At 69.3% G+C, this 16,772-nt stretch carries 14 protein-coding genes; 10 read left to right on the forward strand and 4 right to left on the reverse strand.

Features of this window, described 5'->3' with window-relative positions; all coding sequences use genetic code 11:
- The first annotated feature begins 71 nt into the window (after positions 1–71).
- Positions 72–914: a universal stress protein gene (locus tag ACX80F_RS11035; protein ID WP_459336435.1), complete on the forward strand. Its 843-nt coding sequence runs from the start codon at positions 72–74 to the stop codon at positions 912–914.
- Between the two features lie 23 nt (positions 915–937).
- Here the strand turns inward: ACX80F_RS11035 and rarD are convergent, their stop codons facing one another.
- Positions 938–1,900: an EamA family transporter RarD gene (rarD, locus tag ACX80F_RS11040; protein WP_459336436.1), complete on the reverse strand. Its 963-nt coding sequence runs from the start codon at positions 1,898–1,900 to the stop codon at positions 938–940.
- A gap of 197 nt (positions 1,901–2,097) precedes the next feature.
- On the opposite strand from rarD, the gene ACX80F_RS11045 reads away from it, so the two are divergent.
- The 5 genes from ACX80F_RS11045 to ACX80F_RS11065 all read left to right on the forward strand — a co-directional run bounded on the left by ACX80F_RS11045 (position 2,098) and on the right by ACX80F_RS11065 (position 9,189).
- Positions 2,098–3,519 (forward strand): FAD-dependent oxidoreductase, encoded by a 1,422-nt coding sequence (locus ACX80F_RS11045; protein WP_459336437.1) that lies wholly within the window; start codon positions 2,098–2,100, stop codon positions 3,517–3,519.
- Between the two features lie 61 nt (positions 3,520–3,580).
- The gene (locus ACX80F_RS11050) at positions 3,581–4,933 is read left to right on the forward strand and encodes a GAF domain-containing protein (RefSeq protein ID WP_459336438.1); all 1,353 of its coding nucleotides are present in this window, start codon (positions 3,581–3,583) and stop codon (positions 4,931–4,933) included.
- Positions 4,934–5,062: 129 nt separating this feature from the next.
- On the forward strand, positions 5,063–7,126 hold the full coding sequence (locus tag ACX80F_RS11055) for a M23 family metallopeptidase (RefSeq protein ID WP_459336439.1): 2,064 nt from the start codon (positions 5,063–5,065) through the stop codon (positions 7,124–7,126).
- A gap of 129 nt (positions 7,127–7,255) precedes the next feature.
- Positions 7,256–8,779, forward strand: a complete 1,524-nt coding sequence (exaC, locus tag ACX80F_RS11060) for an acetaldehyde dehydrogenase ExaC (protein WP_459336440.1) — start codon at positions 7,256–7,258, stop codon at positions 8,777–8,779.
- A gap of 8 nt (positions 8,780–8,787) precedes the next feature.
- Positions 8,788–9,189 (forward strand): DUF779 domain-containing protein, encoded by a 402-nt coding sequence (locus ACX80F_RS11065; protein WP_459336441.1) that lies wholly within the window; start codon positions 8,788–8,790, stop codon positions 9,187–9,189.
- Here the strand turns inward: ACX80F_RS11065 and ACX80F_RS11070 are convergent.
- Together ACX80F_RS11070 and ACX80F_RS11075 are read right to left on the reverse strand one after the other, a co-directional pair.
- Positions 9,186–9,560 (reverse strand): ArsR/SmtB family transcription factor, encoded by a 375-nt coding sequence (locus ACX80F_RS11070; protein ID WP_459336487.1) that lies wholly within the window; start codon positions 9,558–9,560, stop codon positions 9,186–9,188. The genes ACX80F_RS11065 and ACX80F_RS11070 overlap by 4 nt on opposite strands.
- Positions 9,561–9,562: 2 nt before the next feature.
- Positions 9,563–10,477 (reverse strand): cation diffusion facilitator family transporter, encoded by a 915-nt coding sequence (locus ACX80F_RS11075; RefSeq protein ID WP_459336442.1) that lies wholly within the window; start codon positions 10,475–10,477, stop codon positions 9,563–9,565.
- A gap of 83 nt (positions 10,478–10,560) precedes the next feature.
- On the opposite strand from ACX80F_RS11075, the gene ACX80F_RS11080 reads away from it, so the two are divergent.
- Together ACX80F_RS11080 and ACX80F_RS11085 are read left to right on the forward strand one after the other, a co-directional pair.
- Positions 10,561–11,211 carry a TetR family transcriptional regulator gene (locus ACX80F_RS11080; RefSeq protein WP_459336443.1) on the forward strand — a complete coding sequence of 217 codons (651 nt, stop codon included), beginning with the start codon at positions 10,561–10,563 and terminating at the stop codon, positions 11,209–11,211.
- A 56-nt stretch (positions 11,212–11,267) separates the two neighbouring features.
- Positions 11,268–13,823 (forward strand): MMPL family transporter, encoded by a 2,556-nt coding sequence (locus ACX80F_RS11085; RefSeq protein ID WP_459336444.1) that lies wholly within the window; start codon positions 11,268–11,270, stop codon positions 13,821–13,823.
- A 101-nt stretch (positions 13,824–13,924) separates the two neighbouring features.
- Here the strand turns inward: ACX80F_RS11085 and ACX80F_RS11090 are convergent, their stop codons facing one another.
- Positions 13,925–14,560, reverse strand: coding sequence for a YitT family protein (locus ACX80F_RS11090; RefSeq protein WP_459336445.1), 636 nt, complete (start codon positions 14,558–14,560; stop codon positions 13,925–13,927).
- Between the two features lie 218 nt (positions 14,561–14,778).
- Here ACX80F_RS11090 and ACX80F_RS11095 point away from each other — a divergent pair, with 218 nt between their 5' ends.
- Positions 14,779–15,420 (forward strand): ABC transporter permease, encoded by a 642-nt coding sequence (locus ACX80F_RS11095; RefSeq protein WP_459336446.1) that lies wholly within the window; start codon positions 14,779–14,781, stop codon positions 15,418–15,420.
- On the forward strand, positions 15,413–16,708 hold the full coding sequence (locus tag ACX80F_RS11100) for an ATP-binding cassette domain-containing protein (protein WP_459336447.1): 1,296 nt from the start codon (positions 15,413–15,415) through the stop codon (positions 16,706–16,708). The genes ACX80F_RS11095 and ACX80F_RS11100 overlap by 8 nt, the downstream gene beginning before the upstream one ends.
- Positions 16,709–16,772: the final 64 nt, after the last annotated feature.

The following is a 16,772-nucleotide window of genomic DNA, read 5'->3' on the forward strand; positions in this document are numbered from 1 at the left end:
GAGTGAACCGACTCCGCGGCGCTTCCGAAGGCCGCGCCGCCTTCGCACCGAACGAATCATGAGGAACCGCAGTGCGCTACGTCGTTGGCTATACCGGGAATGACCGCGGGCAGGACGCCCTCGAGCTGGCCACCTCACTGGCCCTCACGCAGGCGGCGGCCATCGACCTGGTCACCGTCCTGGACTGGCCGCAGGACGGCAGCGTCGCAGCCGGCCGCCAGCGCGTACAGGACGCGCTCGACCGCGCTGCGGCGGGCGTGCCCGACGGCGTCGAGGTCACCACGCACGTGCGGCTCGCGGACTCGTTCGCGCAGGGGCTCCTCGAGGTGGCGTCCGACGTCGACGCCGGACTGATCGTGGTCGGCGCGTCGAGCAACGGCCTGTTGCGGCGCTTCACCGTCGGCAGCGTCGCGAACGCCGTGCTCCACAGCTCCAGTGTCCCGGTGGCGCTCGCCCCCCGCGGATACCGGCACCGGTCCGCCTTCACCCGGATGACGAGTGCGGTCGGCACCCGCGCCGGGGCGGACGGCGTGCTCGACGTCGCCGTCGAGTCCGCTGCGCGGCGTGGTCTCCCCCTGCGGCTGATCTCCCTCGTGGCCCTCGACGTCCACGAGGCGTCCGATTCGGGCGAAGCCATCAACAAGGCGCACCAGCATGCCCATTCGGTGCTGGCACGCGCAGTCGAGCAGTTGCCGACGGACCATGAGGCGTCGGTCGCCGTGGCCCACGGCCGGACGATCGAGCAGGCCATCGACGAGATCGAGTGGGATCCCGGAGAGCTCGTGATCGTCGGGTCGAGCCGTCTCGCCCAGCGCCGCCAGATCTTCCTCGGCACCACCGCGAACCAGATGCTGCGCGCACTGCCGGTGCCCATGGTCGTGGTCCCCCGGGACTGGGTGCGCCCCCCGCTCTGATCCCTGCCCGTCCGGGTCGGGGCTCAGGCGGCGGTTGCCGCGGGTTCCGCCGACGGCGCGGGCTTCGGCTGGCGGCGCACGGTGCGGAGCATGTCCACCGTCAGGAGGATGAGCCCCACCCATACGAGGCTGAAGCCGATCCATCGTTCGAACGGCATCTCTTCCCCGAGGACGAGGAGCGCGAGGAGGAACTGGAGCACCGGGGCGAGGTACTGGAGCAGCCCGATGGTGGTCAGCGGCAGACGGCGCGCTGCAGCGCCGAAGAAGATGAGGGGGACCGCTGTGATGACGCCCGAGGCTGCCATGATCCAGAAGTGCCCCGCGCCCTCGGTGGTCAGGGTCGCGTTGCCCGTCGACCCGAGCCACAGCATGACGGCGAGGGCGATCGGCGCCAGGACCACCGTCTCGATGCTGAGGCTGGAGATCGCGTCCACGCGTGAGCCCACCTTCTTCTTCGTGAATCCGTAGAGGCCGAAGGAGAAGGCGAGGGTCAGGGCGATCCACGGCACCGCGCCGTACCCGACCGCGAGCACGATCACGGCGAGGATGCCCATGCCGATGGCCGTCCACTGCAGCGGACGGAGAGTCTCACGAAGGACCACCACGCCCAGCAGGACGGAGACGATGGGGTTGATGAAGTAGCCGAGGGCGGCCTCGATCGCCTGACCCGTCGTGACCCCGTAGGTGTAGACCAGCCAGTTCACCGCGATCAGCAGTGCGGCCACGGTCAGGGTCCCGACGATCCGCGGCGTGCGCAGGGCCGTCAGGACGGGCCGCCACGAGCGCAGCACCGTGAGGAGCAGGGCACAGAAGATCAGGGACCAGAGCACGCGGTTCGCCACGATCTCGACGGGGCCGGCGGGCGCCAGGACGAGGAAGTACAGCGGGAGCAGGCCCCAGAGGCCGTACGCGCCGATGCCGAAGAGGATGCCCGTGGAGTTCTCGCTCCGTGCCGGCTTCGGTGTCTTCCCGCGTGTTGCAGTCACGAGGTCGTGAACCGGACCCGGAAGACCTTTATTCCCCCGGTTTCCCGATCCCGCGCTCCGCCGGTGACGAATCCAGGGGGAGATGCGTACCACTGTTTTCGTCGGTGCCGCCGTGGGGCATTTAGAATAGGGAACTGTGCGCTTATTGTGCACCGCGGTAACCATCGGGAGCATTCCACCGGGAAGAAGGCTAATCAGTGTCTACCTCAGCTGCGGCACGACCGCTGCGGGTCGCGATCATCGGCGCCGGTCCGGCCGGCGTCTACGCCGCCGACATCCTGACGAAGTCGAACGAGGTCCAGGGGGGCGACTTCGCCGTCAGTATCGATCTCTTCGACCAGTACCCGGCACCCTACGGACTCATCCGCTACGGGGTCGCTCCGGACCACCCCCGCATCAAGGGCATCGTCAACGCGCTGCACAAGGTGCTGGACCGCGGTGACATCCGCTTCCTCGGGAACGTTAACTACGGGCGCGACCTCACGCTCTCCGATTTCCGCCGTTTCTACGACGCCGTCATCTTCGCGACCGGCGCCATCCGGGACGCGGACCTGGACATCCCGGGCATCGGGCTCGAGGGTTCCTTCGGTGGAGCCGACTTCGTGTCCTGGTACGACGGTCACCCCGACGTGAGCCGGGACTGGCCGCTCGACGCCCGCGAGGTCGCCGTGATCGGCAACGGGAACGTGGCACTCGACGTCGCCCGCATCCTGTCCAAGCACGCCGACGACCTCCTCTCCACCGAGATCCCGGACAACGTCTACCAGGGACTCAAGGCCTCGCCCGTGACCGACGTCCACGTCTTCGGCCGCCGCGGACCGGCACAGGTGAAATTCACGCCCCTGGAACTGCGGGAGCTCTCGCACTCGCGCGACGTCGACATCGTCCTCTACCCGGAGGACTTCGACTTCGACGCCGGCTCCGAGGCGCAGATCGCGTCGAACAACCAGACGAAGACCATGGTGAAGACGCTCACGAACTGGCTCGTCGAGGACGAGCCGACGGGCGCCTCGCGCCGCCTCCACCTGCACTTCCTCCACTCGCCGGTCGAGGTCCACGATTCGCCGGACACCCCCGGCAGGGTTGCGGGCATCCGGTTCGAGCGCACGGAACTGACCGGGGACGGCAGCGTCCGCGGGACCGGCGAGATCGTCGACTACCCGGTCCAGGCCGTCTACCGGGCCATCGGTTACTTCGGGTCGGAGTTGCCCGAGGTCGGGTTCGACGAGAAGCGCGGCGTCATCCCCAACGAGGGTGGGCGCGTCATCGACGAGGACGGCATGCCGGTGCCCGGCATCTACGCCACCGGCTGGATCAAGCGCGGACCCGTGGGTCTCATCGGTCACACCAAGGGAGACGCCCTCGAGACCATCGGCTACCTGCTCGAGGACCGGCTGAACCTCCCGCCGGCGGAGGACGGGTCGGAGGACGCCATCATCGACCTCCTCGAGGAGCGCGGAGTCGAATACACGACCTGGGAGGGGTGGCTGAAGCTGGACGCCCACGAGATGAAGCTGGGGGCCAACTTCGTCAACACGTCGGGCAATGCCGAGCTCGTCAGGGAGCGCGTGAAGCTCGTTCCGCGCGAGGACATGGTGGCCATTTCCCGCGGTGAGTAGTACGGCTACACTGTGGTCTGTCCCACGTCATTGATGGGACTGGTCACGAAGCGGAGTGCCGATGTCGCCGTCCCGTTCACTAGCCGAAGCCGAGCTCTCGTCCGACGCGCTGCAGCGAAGAGCCTTCGCAGCGCACGAGGCCCTCGGGCGGGGGTCAGGGGTCGACGGTGACCTCCGCGGCGTCGTCCGCGAGTCCTGGCGCAGGTCGCTCGGATTCCTCCGTGATCCCGCCGCCGCCGAAGCCCGGCTGTTCTGCTCCGAGGAGGAGCTCGAAAGCTATCGCCAGGCGCACCCCCTGGCGGCGGTCATGCCGGTGATCGACCGCCTGCTCGTCCAGCCGAGCCTGCAGGCGGGGATGCTCGTGGCCGTCGGTGACGAGAACGGGCGACTCCTGTGGGTGGACGGCGACCGCGAGCTGCGGCGCCGGGCGGAAGGCATGCTCTTCGTCGCCGGTGCGGACTGGTCGGAATCAACCGTCGGCACGAGTGCTCCCGGTACGGCGCTCGCGCTCGACCGGAGCGTGCAGATCGCCGGGGCGGAGCATTTCAATCGCAAGGCCCACCCCTGGAGCTGCACCGCAGTACCGGTACGCGACCCCGACTCCAGGACGGTGCTCGGCGTCGTCGACATCACGGGGACCCACGATGCCGTTGCCCCCCACACCCTGGCGCTCGTCGAGGCCGCTGTGGCGGCGGCGGAGGCACAACTGAGCATCCATCGGCTGCAGGGAAGGCTGCCGCGCACGAAGCGTCGTCGGCCGGGGCGCACCAAGGTGACCCTCTACCGGAACAGCCTGCAGATCCTGGGCATGGACCACGGGGTGGTCCACACCGGCGGTGCCTCGCTCGAGTTGAGCCTCCGCCATGCCGAGTTGCTGACCATCCTGGCCCTGCACCCCGACGGGCTCACCGCGGACCAGCTGGCCACCATGGCCTACCCCGAAGAGGCGTCCGGTACGACGGTTCGTGCGGAAATCCTGCGGCTGCGGAAGGTCCTCGCGCAGTACGGGGATGCGACGGTGCCGCAGTCCCGCCCCTACCGGCTGCCGGGACCGCTGGTCGTGGACGCGGTACAGGTCCTCAGTTACCTGCACCGCGGAGCCCACCGCATGGCCCTCGGAATCTACCGCGGACCTGTCCTCCCACGCTCGCAGGCCCCCGCGATCGTCAGGCTGCGCAACGAGGTATCGGTCCTCCTGAGGGACGCGGTCCTCAACGACGGTGCACCCGAGACCGTGCTGCAGTACCTCGCGCTCGCGGAGGCGGAGTACGACGCCGAGGCGTGGGAGCTTGCCCTGCGCGTGCTGCCGCCGCGCTCCCCACGGCGGGCCGCGGTGGTGGCGCATGCCGAATGGCTCGACGCCGAGCTGGCCACACCCTCACCGGTGCCCTCAAGTTCTCCTAAAGTTTGTTAGCCAATTGCAATAATCCGTCGTCGTGCGGGCCGGGCAGGGGTTAACGTTATGGCTGGTGGCTGATGATTCCGCCGTACAACATGTCCCGGCCACCGCGTTGATGCAGCGGGCGGGCAAGGGGGGATACTCATGACGCAGTCCGCAAGGCATCCGGCCGGGCCGGCCCGGAGCGTTCGAACATCGCGCACCACCAGGCATGCCAGTGTCGCGATCGTGGTCTGTTTCGTCGGTTTCCAGGGCTTCGTCCCGCAGTCATGGGAGGCCGCCTCCGCGATCTCCGCCGGTTCGCTGTCGGCGTCGAGCGTGGCCCGGACCGGGGACCACGCACTCCCGCCGACCGGCATCGTCGGACCGTCGCTGCTGACGCCCATCGAGGCCCTCGATCCCCTGCGCGCACTGACTCCCGGCCGGTCGCCACTTGCCGTTCCCACCACCGGCGCAGGCAAGCCTGCCGGCCCCGCGGTCTCGACGACGTCCACCGTTCGACGACCCGTGGCGGGCACCCTCTTCGCGCCGCTCGATGCACTCGTGCCGAGCTCCTCCTTCGGCTACCGGACCAGCCCCATTTCCGGGGAACCCGGCGAGTTCCATACGGGCCAGGACTACGCCGCTCCCTGCGGAACACTCGTCTACGCGGCCGACGCCGGCACGGTGCGGGCTGTGGGCTGGCATGCCTGGGGTGGGGGTAATCGCGTCGAGATCGACCACGGCAACGGCCTGATCACCAGCTACAACCACCTGCAGGGCGTCTCCGTCCAGAAGGGCGACACGGTCAACGGCGGGGACTCGATCGCTGAACTCGGGACGACGGGTTCCTCGACCGGGTGCCATCTTCACTTCGAGACCATCCTCGATGGCGAGCACGTGGACCCCACCCGGTGGAAGATGGCGCCCGCGCAGCATGGGAAGCGCACCGGAGTCTTCACGGACTACAGCCCCGAGGGCACCGGCGCAGGGGACATCCCGGGATGGGCCCAATCCACCACCCGGACCGATCAGGGCATACACGGCGACCTCCCGTTCGATGGGCTTCCGTGGAACGGCAACGGCAACGGCAACGGGAACGCGAACGTCGTCGCCGATGCCGGCAATGCGGCTGGACCGTCCGGTGCCACGGCACCCGGACGTCAGATGCCGGTGCCTCGTCCCGACCTGCCCGCAGCATCGTCGGGTACCACGTCCATGCCCGCGGAGAAGCGCGCGGAGAAGCATGTCGAGAAGGCTGGGGTACCTCGCGGGCAGGTCGTCCCGGAGAAGTCCACCCCGAAGGGTGCGGTGCCTCCCTCCGTCGGAGCGGTCAAGCCGGGTTCGACGACGCCGCCCAAGTCCGACCTGCCGACGGTTCCGAAGCCGGGCTCGACGACGCCGCCGAAGTCCGACCTGCCGACGGTTCCGAAGCCGGGCTCGACGACGCCGCCGAAGTCCGACCTGCCGACGGTTCCGAAGCCGGGCTCGACGACGCCGCCCAAGTCCGACCTGCCGACGGTTCCGAAGCCGGGCTCGACGACGCCGCCCAAGTCCGACCTGCCGAATGTCCCGAAGCCGGGCTCGACGACGCCGCCCAAGTCCGACCTGCCGAATGTCCCGAAGCCGGGTTCGACGACGCCGCCGAAGCCTGACACACCGACGGTTCCGAAGCCGGGCTCGACGACGCCGCCGAAGCCTGATGCGACGCTGGTCCCGAAGCCTGATGCGACGACGCCGAAGCCGACTCCGAAGCCGGACTCGACGACGCCGGCTCCGAAGCCTGATGCGACGACGCCGGCTCCCGCGCCCAAACCCGAACCGGCACCTGCTCCTGCCCCGAAGCCCGAACCCGCGCCGACGCCCGACCCAGCGACCCCGGAAGCACCGTGTGACGCGGAGTCCTCGACGCCGGAGGACCCGGAGACAGCAGACGCCGCCGCGGGTGCCGACGCCACGACGCAGTCGGAGAAGCCCGGCGCAGCGGAGCCGCCCACGGGGCCAGTGACCGCACCAGCGGCGACAACCCCGGAGGCCGGTACGGGTGCGGAGCCAGGTGCCGAGGACGGTACGGAGCCGGCGCCCGGCGCCGAGGATGCTGAAGCCCCGTCGTGCGAGGACCCGGATGCGCCGGCGGAGCCGGCTCCTGCTCCGACGCCACATACCGCCGATCCCGCAGCCGCTCGGCCGGCCGAGGACGCTGCCGCGACCGCATCCGGGCAGGGCTGACGCTCCGACCCCGCGCCACGACGAAACCAAGGCGCCGTCGGATGAATGCAACGTTGTCGCAACGTTCGCGCTCCTAATGTGTCTCAGGGACGACGACGTCCTACACAACGGAGTTCAAGGAGTTCGACGATGACTGTTTACGCCCAGCCTGGCCAGGACGGATCGAAGGTCAGTTTCAAGCCGAGGTACGAGAACTGGATCGGTGGTGAGTGGGTTTCACCCATCAAGGGCCAGTATTTCGAGAACATCTCCCCGGTGACGGGCAAGGCCTTCTGCGAGGTGGCGCGGGGCACCGCCGAGGACATCGAACTGGCACTGGACGCGGCCCACAAGGCCGCGCCGTCCTGGGGCAAGACCTCCGCCGCCGAGCGTGCCCAGGTGCTGAACCGCATCGCGGACCGCATGGAGGAGAACCTCGAGATGCTCGCGGTGGCGGACACCTGGGACAACGGCAAGCCCGTTCGGGAGACCCTCGCCGCAGACATCCCCCTCGCGATCGACCACTTCCGGTACTTCGCCGCCGCCATCCGCGCCCAGGAGGGCCAGCTCTCCCAGCTCGACGAGGACATGACGGCCTACCACTTCCGTGAGCCGCTCGGCGTCGTCGGGCAGATCATCCCCTGGAACTTCCCGATCCTCATGGCGACGTGGAAGCTCGCTCCCGCGATCGCTGCCGGCAACGCCGTCGTACTCAAGCCCGCGGAGCAGACGCCGTCGTCGATCCTCGTACTGATGGAACTGATCAGCGACATCCTGCCGGCGGGCGTCATCAACGTCGTGAACGGCTTCGGCGTGGAGGCCGGCAAGCCGCTCGCGTCGAGCAAGCGCATCCGCAAGATCGCCTTCACCGGCGAGACGACCACGGGTCGCCTGATCAGCCAGTACGCGAGCCAGAACCTGATCCCGGTCACTCTGGAGCTCGGTGGCAAGAGCCCGAACATCTTCTTCTCGGACGTCGCGGACAGCCACGACGCTTTCTACGACAAGGCTCTCGAGGGTTTCGCACTCTTCGCCCTGAACCAGGGCGAGGTCTGCACCTGCCCCTCCCGCGCACTCGTGCAGGGCTCCATCTACGACTCCTTCATGGCGGACGCGATCGCCCGCGTGGAGAAGATGGTGCAGGGCAACCCGCTGGACACCGAGACGCAGGTGGGGGCGCAGGCCTCCAACGACCAGCTCGAGAAGATCCTGTCCTACATGGACATCGGTCGGCAGGAGGGCGCGAAGGTCCTCATCGGCGGCGAGCGGAACATCCTCGGCGGCGACCTCGCCGAGGGCTACTACGTGAAGCCCACCGTGTTCGAGGGCACCAACAGCATGCGGGTGTTCCAGGAGGAGATCTTCGGCCCCGTGGTCTCGGTGACACGGTTCGATGACTACGCGGACGCTCTGGACATCGCCAACGACACCCTCTACGGGCTGGGTGCGGGTGTCTGGTCGCGGAACGGGAACGTGGCGTACCGCGCAGGACGCGACATCCAGGCGGGACGCGTGTGGGTGAACAACTACCACGCCTACCCGGCGGGAGCGGCGTTCGGCGGCTACAAGTCATCCGGCATCGGCCGCGAGAACCACGCCATGATGCTCGACCACTACCAGCAGACCAAGAACCTGCTGGTCAGTTACTCCGAGTCCAAGCTCGGGTTCTTCTAGGAGCGGCCGTGACCGTCGACGCCTCGGTGACCATTCCGGGTGAGACCACGTCCCGGGTGGCGCTCACCGACGTTGCCGTCGAACTGCTGGACAAGCTGTGGCTCATCCACGGGCCGCTGATGTTCCACCAGTCCGGGGGGTGCTGTGACGGGTCGTCGCCGATGTGCTACCCGGCGGGCGAGTTCATCACGGCGGAGGCGGACGTGCTGCTCGGCGTCCTGGACCTCTCGGACGGAGCGCCCACGGACGCCGGGCCGCGGCTCATCGAGTTCTGGATGTCGCGCGAGCAGTTCGAGTACTGGCGACACACGCATCTGACGGTCGACGTCGTCCAGGGTCGGGGGAGTGGCTTCTCCGTGGAGGCCCCTGAGGGCAAGAGGTTCCTCATCCGCTCCCGGTTGATGGGCTAGGGCGGGAGAAGGGCCCGGCGCAGACGATGCGCCGGGCCCTTCTCCGTGTGCTCCGCCTGTAAGGGATGACGGCGGTGGGCGAGATCCACGGCCAGGACGATGCCGAGGAGATCCGTGAGGGCGTGCCCGAGCTTCGGGTCCACGAGTTCGTAGCGCGAGCGCCGCCCTTCGGGGACGGACACCACCAGGCCGCAGCCCCGCAGGCACGAGAGGTGGTTGGACAGGCTCTGGCGGCTGACGCCGAGCAGCCCGGCCAGTTCGGTGGGGTAGGCCGGGGCGTCCCGCAGCGCCACCAGGATCCGCACGCGCGTCGGGTCGGACAGGGCCGTGCCCACGCGTTCGAGGACCGAGGTCGAGGTCAGGGTCTGCAGCATCAGTGGGTCAGCTCCGTCTCGTGGCGGATGTGGCCGAGCGGCTCGATCTGGAAGGTGCAGTGGTCGATGCTGACGTCGAAGTGCTCGCCGACGCACTCCTGCAGCTGGTCGAGCACGGCGTGCGCGGAGCCGTTCCGGTAGCAGTCGTCGTCGACGACGATGTGCGCGGTGAGGACCGGCAGCCCGGTGGCGATCTGGGTGATGTGGAGGTCGTGGACGTCACGGACATGGGCCAGGCGCCCGATATGGGTGCGGACCTCCTCGAGGTCGATGCCCGCGGGGGTGGATTCGAGGAGCACGTCGATCGTCTCCCGCAGCAGCTTGAGGGTCCGCGGGATGATCAGCGCGCCGATGAGCATGGCAACGACGGCGTCCGCCCGCATCCACCCCGTCAGCGTGATGATCACGGCGGCCAGGATGACTGCCACCGAGCCCAGGGCGTCGTTGAGCACCTCGAGGAACGCCGCCCTCAGGTTGAAACTGGCGGTCCGGTGCCGTGCCAGCAGTCCGAGTGCGGCGAGGTTCCCCACGAGGCCGAGCACCCCGAAGACGATCATCTCCGGGGCCGCGACATCCGTCGGCGTGATGAGGCGACGTACCCCCTCGACCAGGACATAGGCCCCGACGGCGAGGAGGAAAGCGGCCTGCAGCAACGCGGCGATGACCTCCGCACGGCGGAAACCCCACGAGCGTCGCGCCGACGTCGGCCGGACCGAGAGTGTGGCGGCGCCGAGTGCCATCGCCAGCCCGGCGGCGTCCGTCAGGACATGCACGGAGTCGAAGAGGAGGGCGAGGCTTCCGGTCCACAGTGCACCGACGATCTGGAGGACGAAGACACCGAGCGTGATGGCGAGCGCGCCCGCCAGCGGGCCGCGCCGGTCGGCGCCCGCTGCTGCGTGATGGTGGGAACCCATGTCCTGATAGTACATCCGCTGGTGAACCTTGCGTCCACTGCGTTTTCTTGCACGCCGTGCAAGGTTTCGCCTAGTCTGGGATGGTGCTGTACACCACTGACGACTCCGTGCCCCTGGGCCGCCGCGAGCAGAACAAGATCGATACGCGACGGGCGATCGCGGACGCGGCCTTCGACCTGGCGCTGTCCGTGGGCCCGGGGTCGTTCACCGTCGACCAGATCGCCGAGCGCGCCGGAGTGTCCCGCCGAACGTTCTTCAACTATTTTCCCAGTGCGGAGGACGCCCTGACCGTCCGGACGGACGGATTCCTCGACCTGGCGTTGGAGGTCTTCGGACGGATGCCGCAGGACGAGCCCCTCTTCGACTCCATCATCCGCGCGTTCACCGAGACGACGCGGATGGAGGGCCTCTCGCTGCACGGGGCGCTGTTCCGCATGGCGGGCACCAACCCGGACCTCCTGCGGGCGCAGCTGCACGCGTGGGAGCGCGCCGAGGCCCGGATCGTCGAGGGGCTGCGCCTCCGCCTCGGGCCGGACGCCTCCGAGCTCTACCTCACGGCCCTCGTGGGGAGCGTGCTGTCCTGCACCAAGGCGGCGATGCGCGACTGGGCCGCCATGGCCCCCGCCTCCGCCGGCGACCCCGGACAGGAGCTCGAAGAGCGCATCCTCGCCGCGCTGACCATGCTCCGCGACGGGTTCTCCCGCCACCCCATCGGTCCCGCCCCCCGGGCCTGATCCCCGTACTCTCCCTGCACACCCCCTTCCCGCTCCTTTCCTGCTAGGACTCCTCGATGGCTTTCCTCCTCTACCGGCTCGGCTCCTTCGCGTTCCGGAGGCGGTGGTGGGTCGTCTCCGCATGGCTCGCCATCATGCTCGCGGTCGGTGCTGCCGCCGTCGCCTTCTCCGGGACGCTCACCAACAACTTCACGATCCCCGGCACCGAGTCGCAGCGGATCTCCGACCGGCTGCGGGAGGAGTTGCCGGAGGCGGTCGGCGGCACCGGCACCGTGGTGTTCACGTCCGACGACGGCACCGCGTTCACGCCCGCGCAGCGCGAGGGCATCCAGGCGGCGCTCGCGGACATCACGGCGCTCGACGGCGTACGGAGCGTCGTCGACCCCTTCGACGTCGCCGCCCAGGTGGCGTCCGGCGGCGAGGAGCTCGAGGCCGGGCGCACCGAGCTCGACGCCAGCGAGCAGCAGCTGAGCGCCGGCGAGGACCAGCTCGCGCAGGGCCAGCAGCAGCTCGATGAGCAGCGCGCGCAGTTCGACCAGGCCCGGGCACAGCTCCCGGCCGCCCAGGCGGCGGCTACCGCCCGGCAACTCGAGCAGGGCCAGGCGGCATTGGATGCCAGCCGCACCGAACTGGAGTCCGGGCGGGAGCAGCTCGAAGCCGGGCGCCTCGAACTCGACCTCGCCGAGCGCCAGCTCGAGGCCACCTCCGGGGTGAGGCTGGTGTCCGAGGACGGCTCCACCGGCGTGGCGAGTGTGCAGTTCGACCAGCAGATCAACGCGGTCTCGCCGGAATTGCGCGAGATGGTGCAGGAGACCGCCGCAGAGGCGGAAGCGGCGGGAGTGACGGTCGAATACAGCAAGGAGATCGTCGAGGACGTCTCAGGGATCATCGGGGCGGCGGAGATCGTCGGCTTGGCCGTCGCCGCGATCGTCCTCGTCCTGATGCTCGGCACCCTCGTCGCCGCCGGGCTGCCGCTGCTCATGGCGATCGTCGGGGTTGGAGTGGGCGTGGGGATCACCTTCGCCCTGTCCGGGATCGTCGAGATGAACAGCATCTCCCCGGTCCTCGCCCTGATGCTCGGCCTCGCCGTCGGCATCGACTACTGCCTGTTCATCGTGAACCGGCACCGGACGCAGCTTCTCCACGGTATGGACCTGCAGGAGTCGATCGCCCGTGCCACCGGCACCGCCGGCAACGCGGTGCTCTTCGCAGGCATCACGGTGATCGTGGCCCTCGCCGCGCTCGCCGTACCGGGACTGCCGTTCCTGACCGTCATGGGTCTCTCCGCAGCGGGCACCGTGGCGGTATCCGTCCTCGTGGCGCTCACCCTCACCCCGGCGCTCCTCGCGCTGATGGGGCGTCGTGTCATCTCGAAGCGCCGGTGGGCCAAGGCCGCCGGTCACAAGCACTCCGCCGCCATGCCCCCGGACTCCGGGGACAGCACCGCCCTGGCCGACCAGCGCGCGGCCAGGGGTGCGGGCTGGGGAGGCTTCGTGACCCGGAAGCCCGTCCTCACGGTCCTCGCCGGTGTGGTCCTGCTCGGAGTCATCGCCATCCCCGCCGCGCAGCTGCGCGTCGGCCTGCCCGACGGCGGTACCGAACCGGCCGATTCCACGGCGTTCCAGGCGTACAGCACCATCGGCGACAAGTTCGGGGCAGGCACCAACGGCCCGCTGATCGTCGTCGGTTCCTTCCCCGACACCGCTGACGACGCGGAGCTCACCGCGCTCCGGCTCGACGTCAACGACCGCCTGCGGGAGGTGTCGGGCGTCGCCGCGTCCGTGCCCGCGACGGTCAGCGAGAACGGCCGCACCGCGATCTTCCAGGTCATCCCCGAGGAGGGCCCGGCCAGCGAGGCCACCGAGAACCTGGTCCGCGATCTCCGCGCAGCGACCGGTGAGTTCGAGGACCAGACGGGCGTCCCGATCGCCGTCACAGGACAGACCGCCGCGAACATCGACGTCTCCGCCAAGCTCATGGAAGCGCTGCCGGTCTACCTCGCCATCGTGGTCGGGCTGTCCCTGCTCCTGCTCCTGCTGGTGTTCCGCTCCATCCTGGTGCCCATCATCGCGACCGCCGGGTTCCTGCTCTCCCTGCTCGCCAGTTTCGGCGCGACCGTGGCCATCTATCAGTGGGGGTGGCTCGGCGATGTCTTCGGGGTCACGAACCCCGGGCCGATCCTGAGCTTCCTGCCCATCATCCTGATCGGGGTGCTCTTCGGCCTCGCCATGGACTACCAGATGTTCCTGGTGTCCGGCATGCGGGAGGCGTACGTCCACGGGGACGACCCGAAAGCCGCGGTTCGCATCGGCTTCAGCCACGGCGCCCGCGTGGTCACGGCCGCCGCGATCATCATGGTCGCCGTGTTCGCGGGGTTCGTGTTCTCCCACCTGGCCATGGTGCGCCCGATCGGCTTCGGTCTCGCCTTCGGGGTGCTGCTCGACGCCTTCGTGGTCCGCATGACTCTCGTCCCGGCCGCCATGTACCTGCTGGGCCGGCACGCCTGGTGGCTCCCGGCATGGCTCGGGAGGATCCTGCCGGACGTCGACGTGGAGGGGGCCCGGCTCGTGCGCGACGAGAAGGAGAAGGAGGCCGTCCCGGCCCCGGCCTGATGCCGGGTTCGCAGAGACCCGGTTGAAGGGGCCGTCCCGGTCCCGGCCTGATGCCGGGTTCGCAGGAACCCGGTTGAAGGGGCCGTCCCCGCCCGGGACGCTCAGGCGCCGAGGTAGCGCCCGGGCCGGTGGTTGAGCGCCACCACGAGGTTCAGTACCACGGCGCCGACGGCGGAGAGCAGGACGCCCGCGGGGTCGACGACCGTCAGTGCCGCGAGGATGACGGTCGTGTCGAGCGCCATCTGGACATAGCCGGCACGCCAGCCGAGCCGTTCCTGCAGGATGAGGGCGAGGATGTTGAATCCGCCCAGACTTGCCCGGTGGCGGAAGAGGATCAGGAGTCCGACGCCGGCGAGCAGGTTCCCGCCGAGTACGGCGTAGAGGGGCTGGACGGTCAGTCCGCCGAGCGCCATCGGGTGTACGGCGGCCAGCCCCGCCACGAGTGCCACGGCCAGCACGGTGCGCACTGTGAAACTCCAGCCCTTCTTCCACACGGCGAGGGCGAAGAACGGGACGTTCACCGCGAGGAACAGGGCGCTGAAGGACAGCTCGCCGGCGTAGCTCAGGAGCATGGCCAGGCCGGCGGTGCCACCGGTGACGGCGCCGCTCGTGGTGAGCAGGAACAGGCCGAGGGACACCGTGAAGGTGCCGGTGACCATGCCCAGGATGTCCTCCGGCACCGAGTGCCGGACGATGGCGTCGGTGGCGTCCGGGGCGGGGGCTGTCGTGGTGTCCATGGCGGCAAGCTATCACCGGCCGGCGCGGGCCGAGGCACCGGCGGCCGCCGATGTGAACAAGGGCACAGCCGTGGTGCACGCTCCACCGCGCGCAAATCAGTTCCCTGCGCGCCGTCGATCTCCGATACGGTTGAGCAACAAGTTGGCTTATGGTTTCGCCCCTCGGGTGCGCTGTGCGCTGGGCAAAGACGCGGCCTCGCCGCAACGAGGAGGCGGACGTGGTCGAGTACGTGGGCAGCCGGTTCGAGCAGATCCTGTTCGCCAGTTGGCAGCATTTCTCTCTCGTGGTCCAGTGCCTCGTGATTGCGACCTTCCTGGCCATCGTCGTCGCGGCCCTCGTCTACCGCAGCCCCGCACTCACCGCCGCCGCGAACAGCGTCTCGGCGATCGGCCTGACCATCCCGTCCTTCGCCCTCATTGGCCTGCTGATCGCCCCGTTCGGCTTCGGCGTCGCCCCGGCCGTCATCGTGGTGGTGTTCTTCGCCGTCCTGCCCATCCTCCGTAACGCCGTCGTCGGCCTGACCAGCGTGGACCGTGGGATCGTCGAATCCGCCCGTGGTGTCGGGCTGAGCCGCTTCCAGACCTTCCGGCGGATCGAGCTGCCCATGGCATGGCCCGTCATCCTCGCGGGCGTGCGCGTCTCGGCGCAGATGGTCATGGGCATCGCCGCGATCGCCGCGTACGTTCTCGGGCCCGGCCTCGGCGGGTTCATCTTCACGGGCCTCGCCCGGCTAGGCGGCGCCAACGCCCTCGAATCCGTCGCTACCGGGATCATCGCCGTGGTCATCCTGGCCATGGTGCTCGATCTCCTACTCATCGGCCTCGGCCGACTCACAATCCCGCGAGGTATCCGTGTCTGACAACATTCCCGCCACCGCCACGTCCCCGGGCCCGACCGCCGGAATCACGGGCGCGAGCATCCTCCTGGACAACGTCAGCAAGCGGTACCCGGGCCAGGCCACCGCCGCCGTCGACGGACTCACCATGGAGATCCCGGCCGGCAAGATCGTCATGCTCGTCGGCCCGTCGGGCTGCGGCAAGACCACCACCCTGAAGATGATCAACCGCCTGATCGAGCCCTCCGAGGGGCGGATCGTGCTCGACGGCGACGACGTCACGGCGATCGACGGGGACGCCCTGCGCCGCCGCATCGGTTACGTCATCCAGGCCGGCGGCCTGTTCCCCCACATGACCGTCGCGACGAACATCGCGATCGTCCCGAAGATGCTCGGCTGGAACAAGGAGCGTGTTGCCGCCCGCGTCGACGAGCTCCTGGAACTCGTGTCCCTCGACCCGGAGCAGTACCGCGACAGGTTCCCCCGGGAGCTCTCGGGCGGGCAGCAGCAGCGCGTGGGCGTGGCCCGGGCGCTCGCGGCAGATCCGCCCGTGCTGCTCATGGACGAGCCCTTCGGCGCCGTGGACCCGATCACCCGGGTACGCCTGCAGGACGAGCTCATCAGCATCCAGAAGGAGCTGCAGAAGACCATCGTCTGCGTCACCCACGACTTCGACGAAGCGGTGAAGCTGGGGGACTGGATCGCCATCTTCACCGAGGGCGCGCAGCTGGTGCAGTACGACACCCCGGCGCGGATCCTCGCGGAACCCGCCAACGAGTTCGTGGAGAACTTCATCGGCGCCGGTGCGGGTCTGAAGCAGCTGACCCTGACGCGTGTGAACGAGGTCGCCCTGCACTCCGCCGTCACCGCGTCGCCGGGCGATCTCGCCTCCGATGTGCTCTCACGCCTGGACCAGGAGGGGGACGACCACGCGGTCATCCTCGACGGCAGGAACCGGCCGCTGCAGTGGCTGTCGCGCCGGCAGCTCGCCCGGATCGAGCGGATCGGCGGCGACAGCGATCCGCGTCTTCCTGTCATCGGGGAGCGCGCCACCCTGAACGACGCCCTCGACATCATGCTCGTCTCGAGTGTCGGTGCGGCGCTCGTCACCGGTGGACGCGACAGCTTCCGCGGCGTCGTCGATGTCGAGACCGTGATGGAGGCGATGACCCAGGCGCACGCGCGGGCGCGCACGTCCCATGCCGAGGGCAGGCCGGTCGGCATCAACACCGGCACGCTCACCACCCTCCCGGCATCCGGCGACGAGCCCGAACCTGTACGTCCGGCCGTCAGGGGTGCCGACGGTGAGTGAGCCCATCAGCGCTCGCCCCGACGCAGCGGCCCACGGTCCGACGACGGGTGCAGGCGCCCCCGTC

This window comes from Arthrobacter sp. TMS2-4 (genome assembly GCF_054511075.1).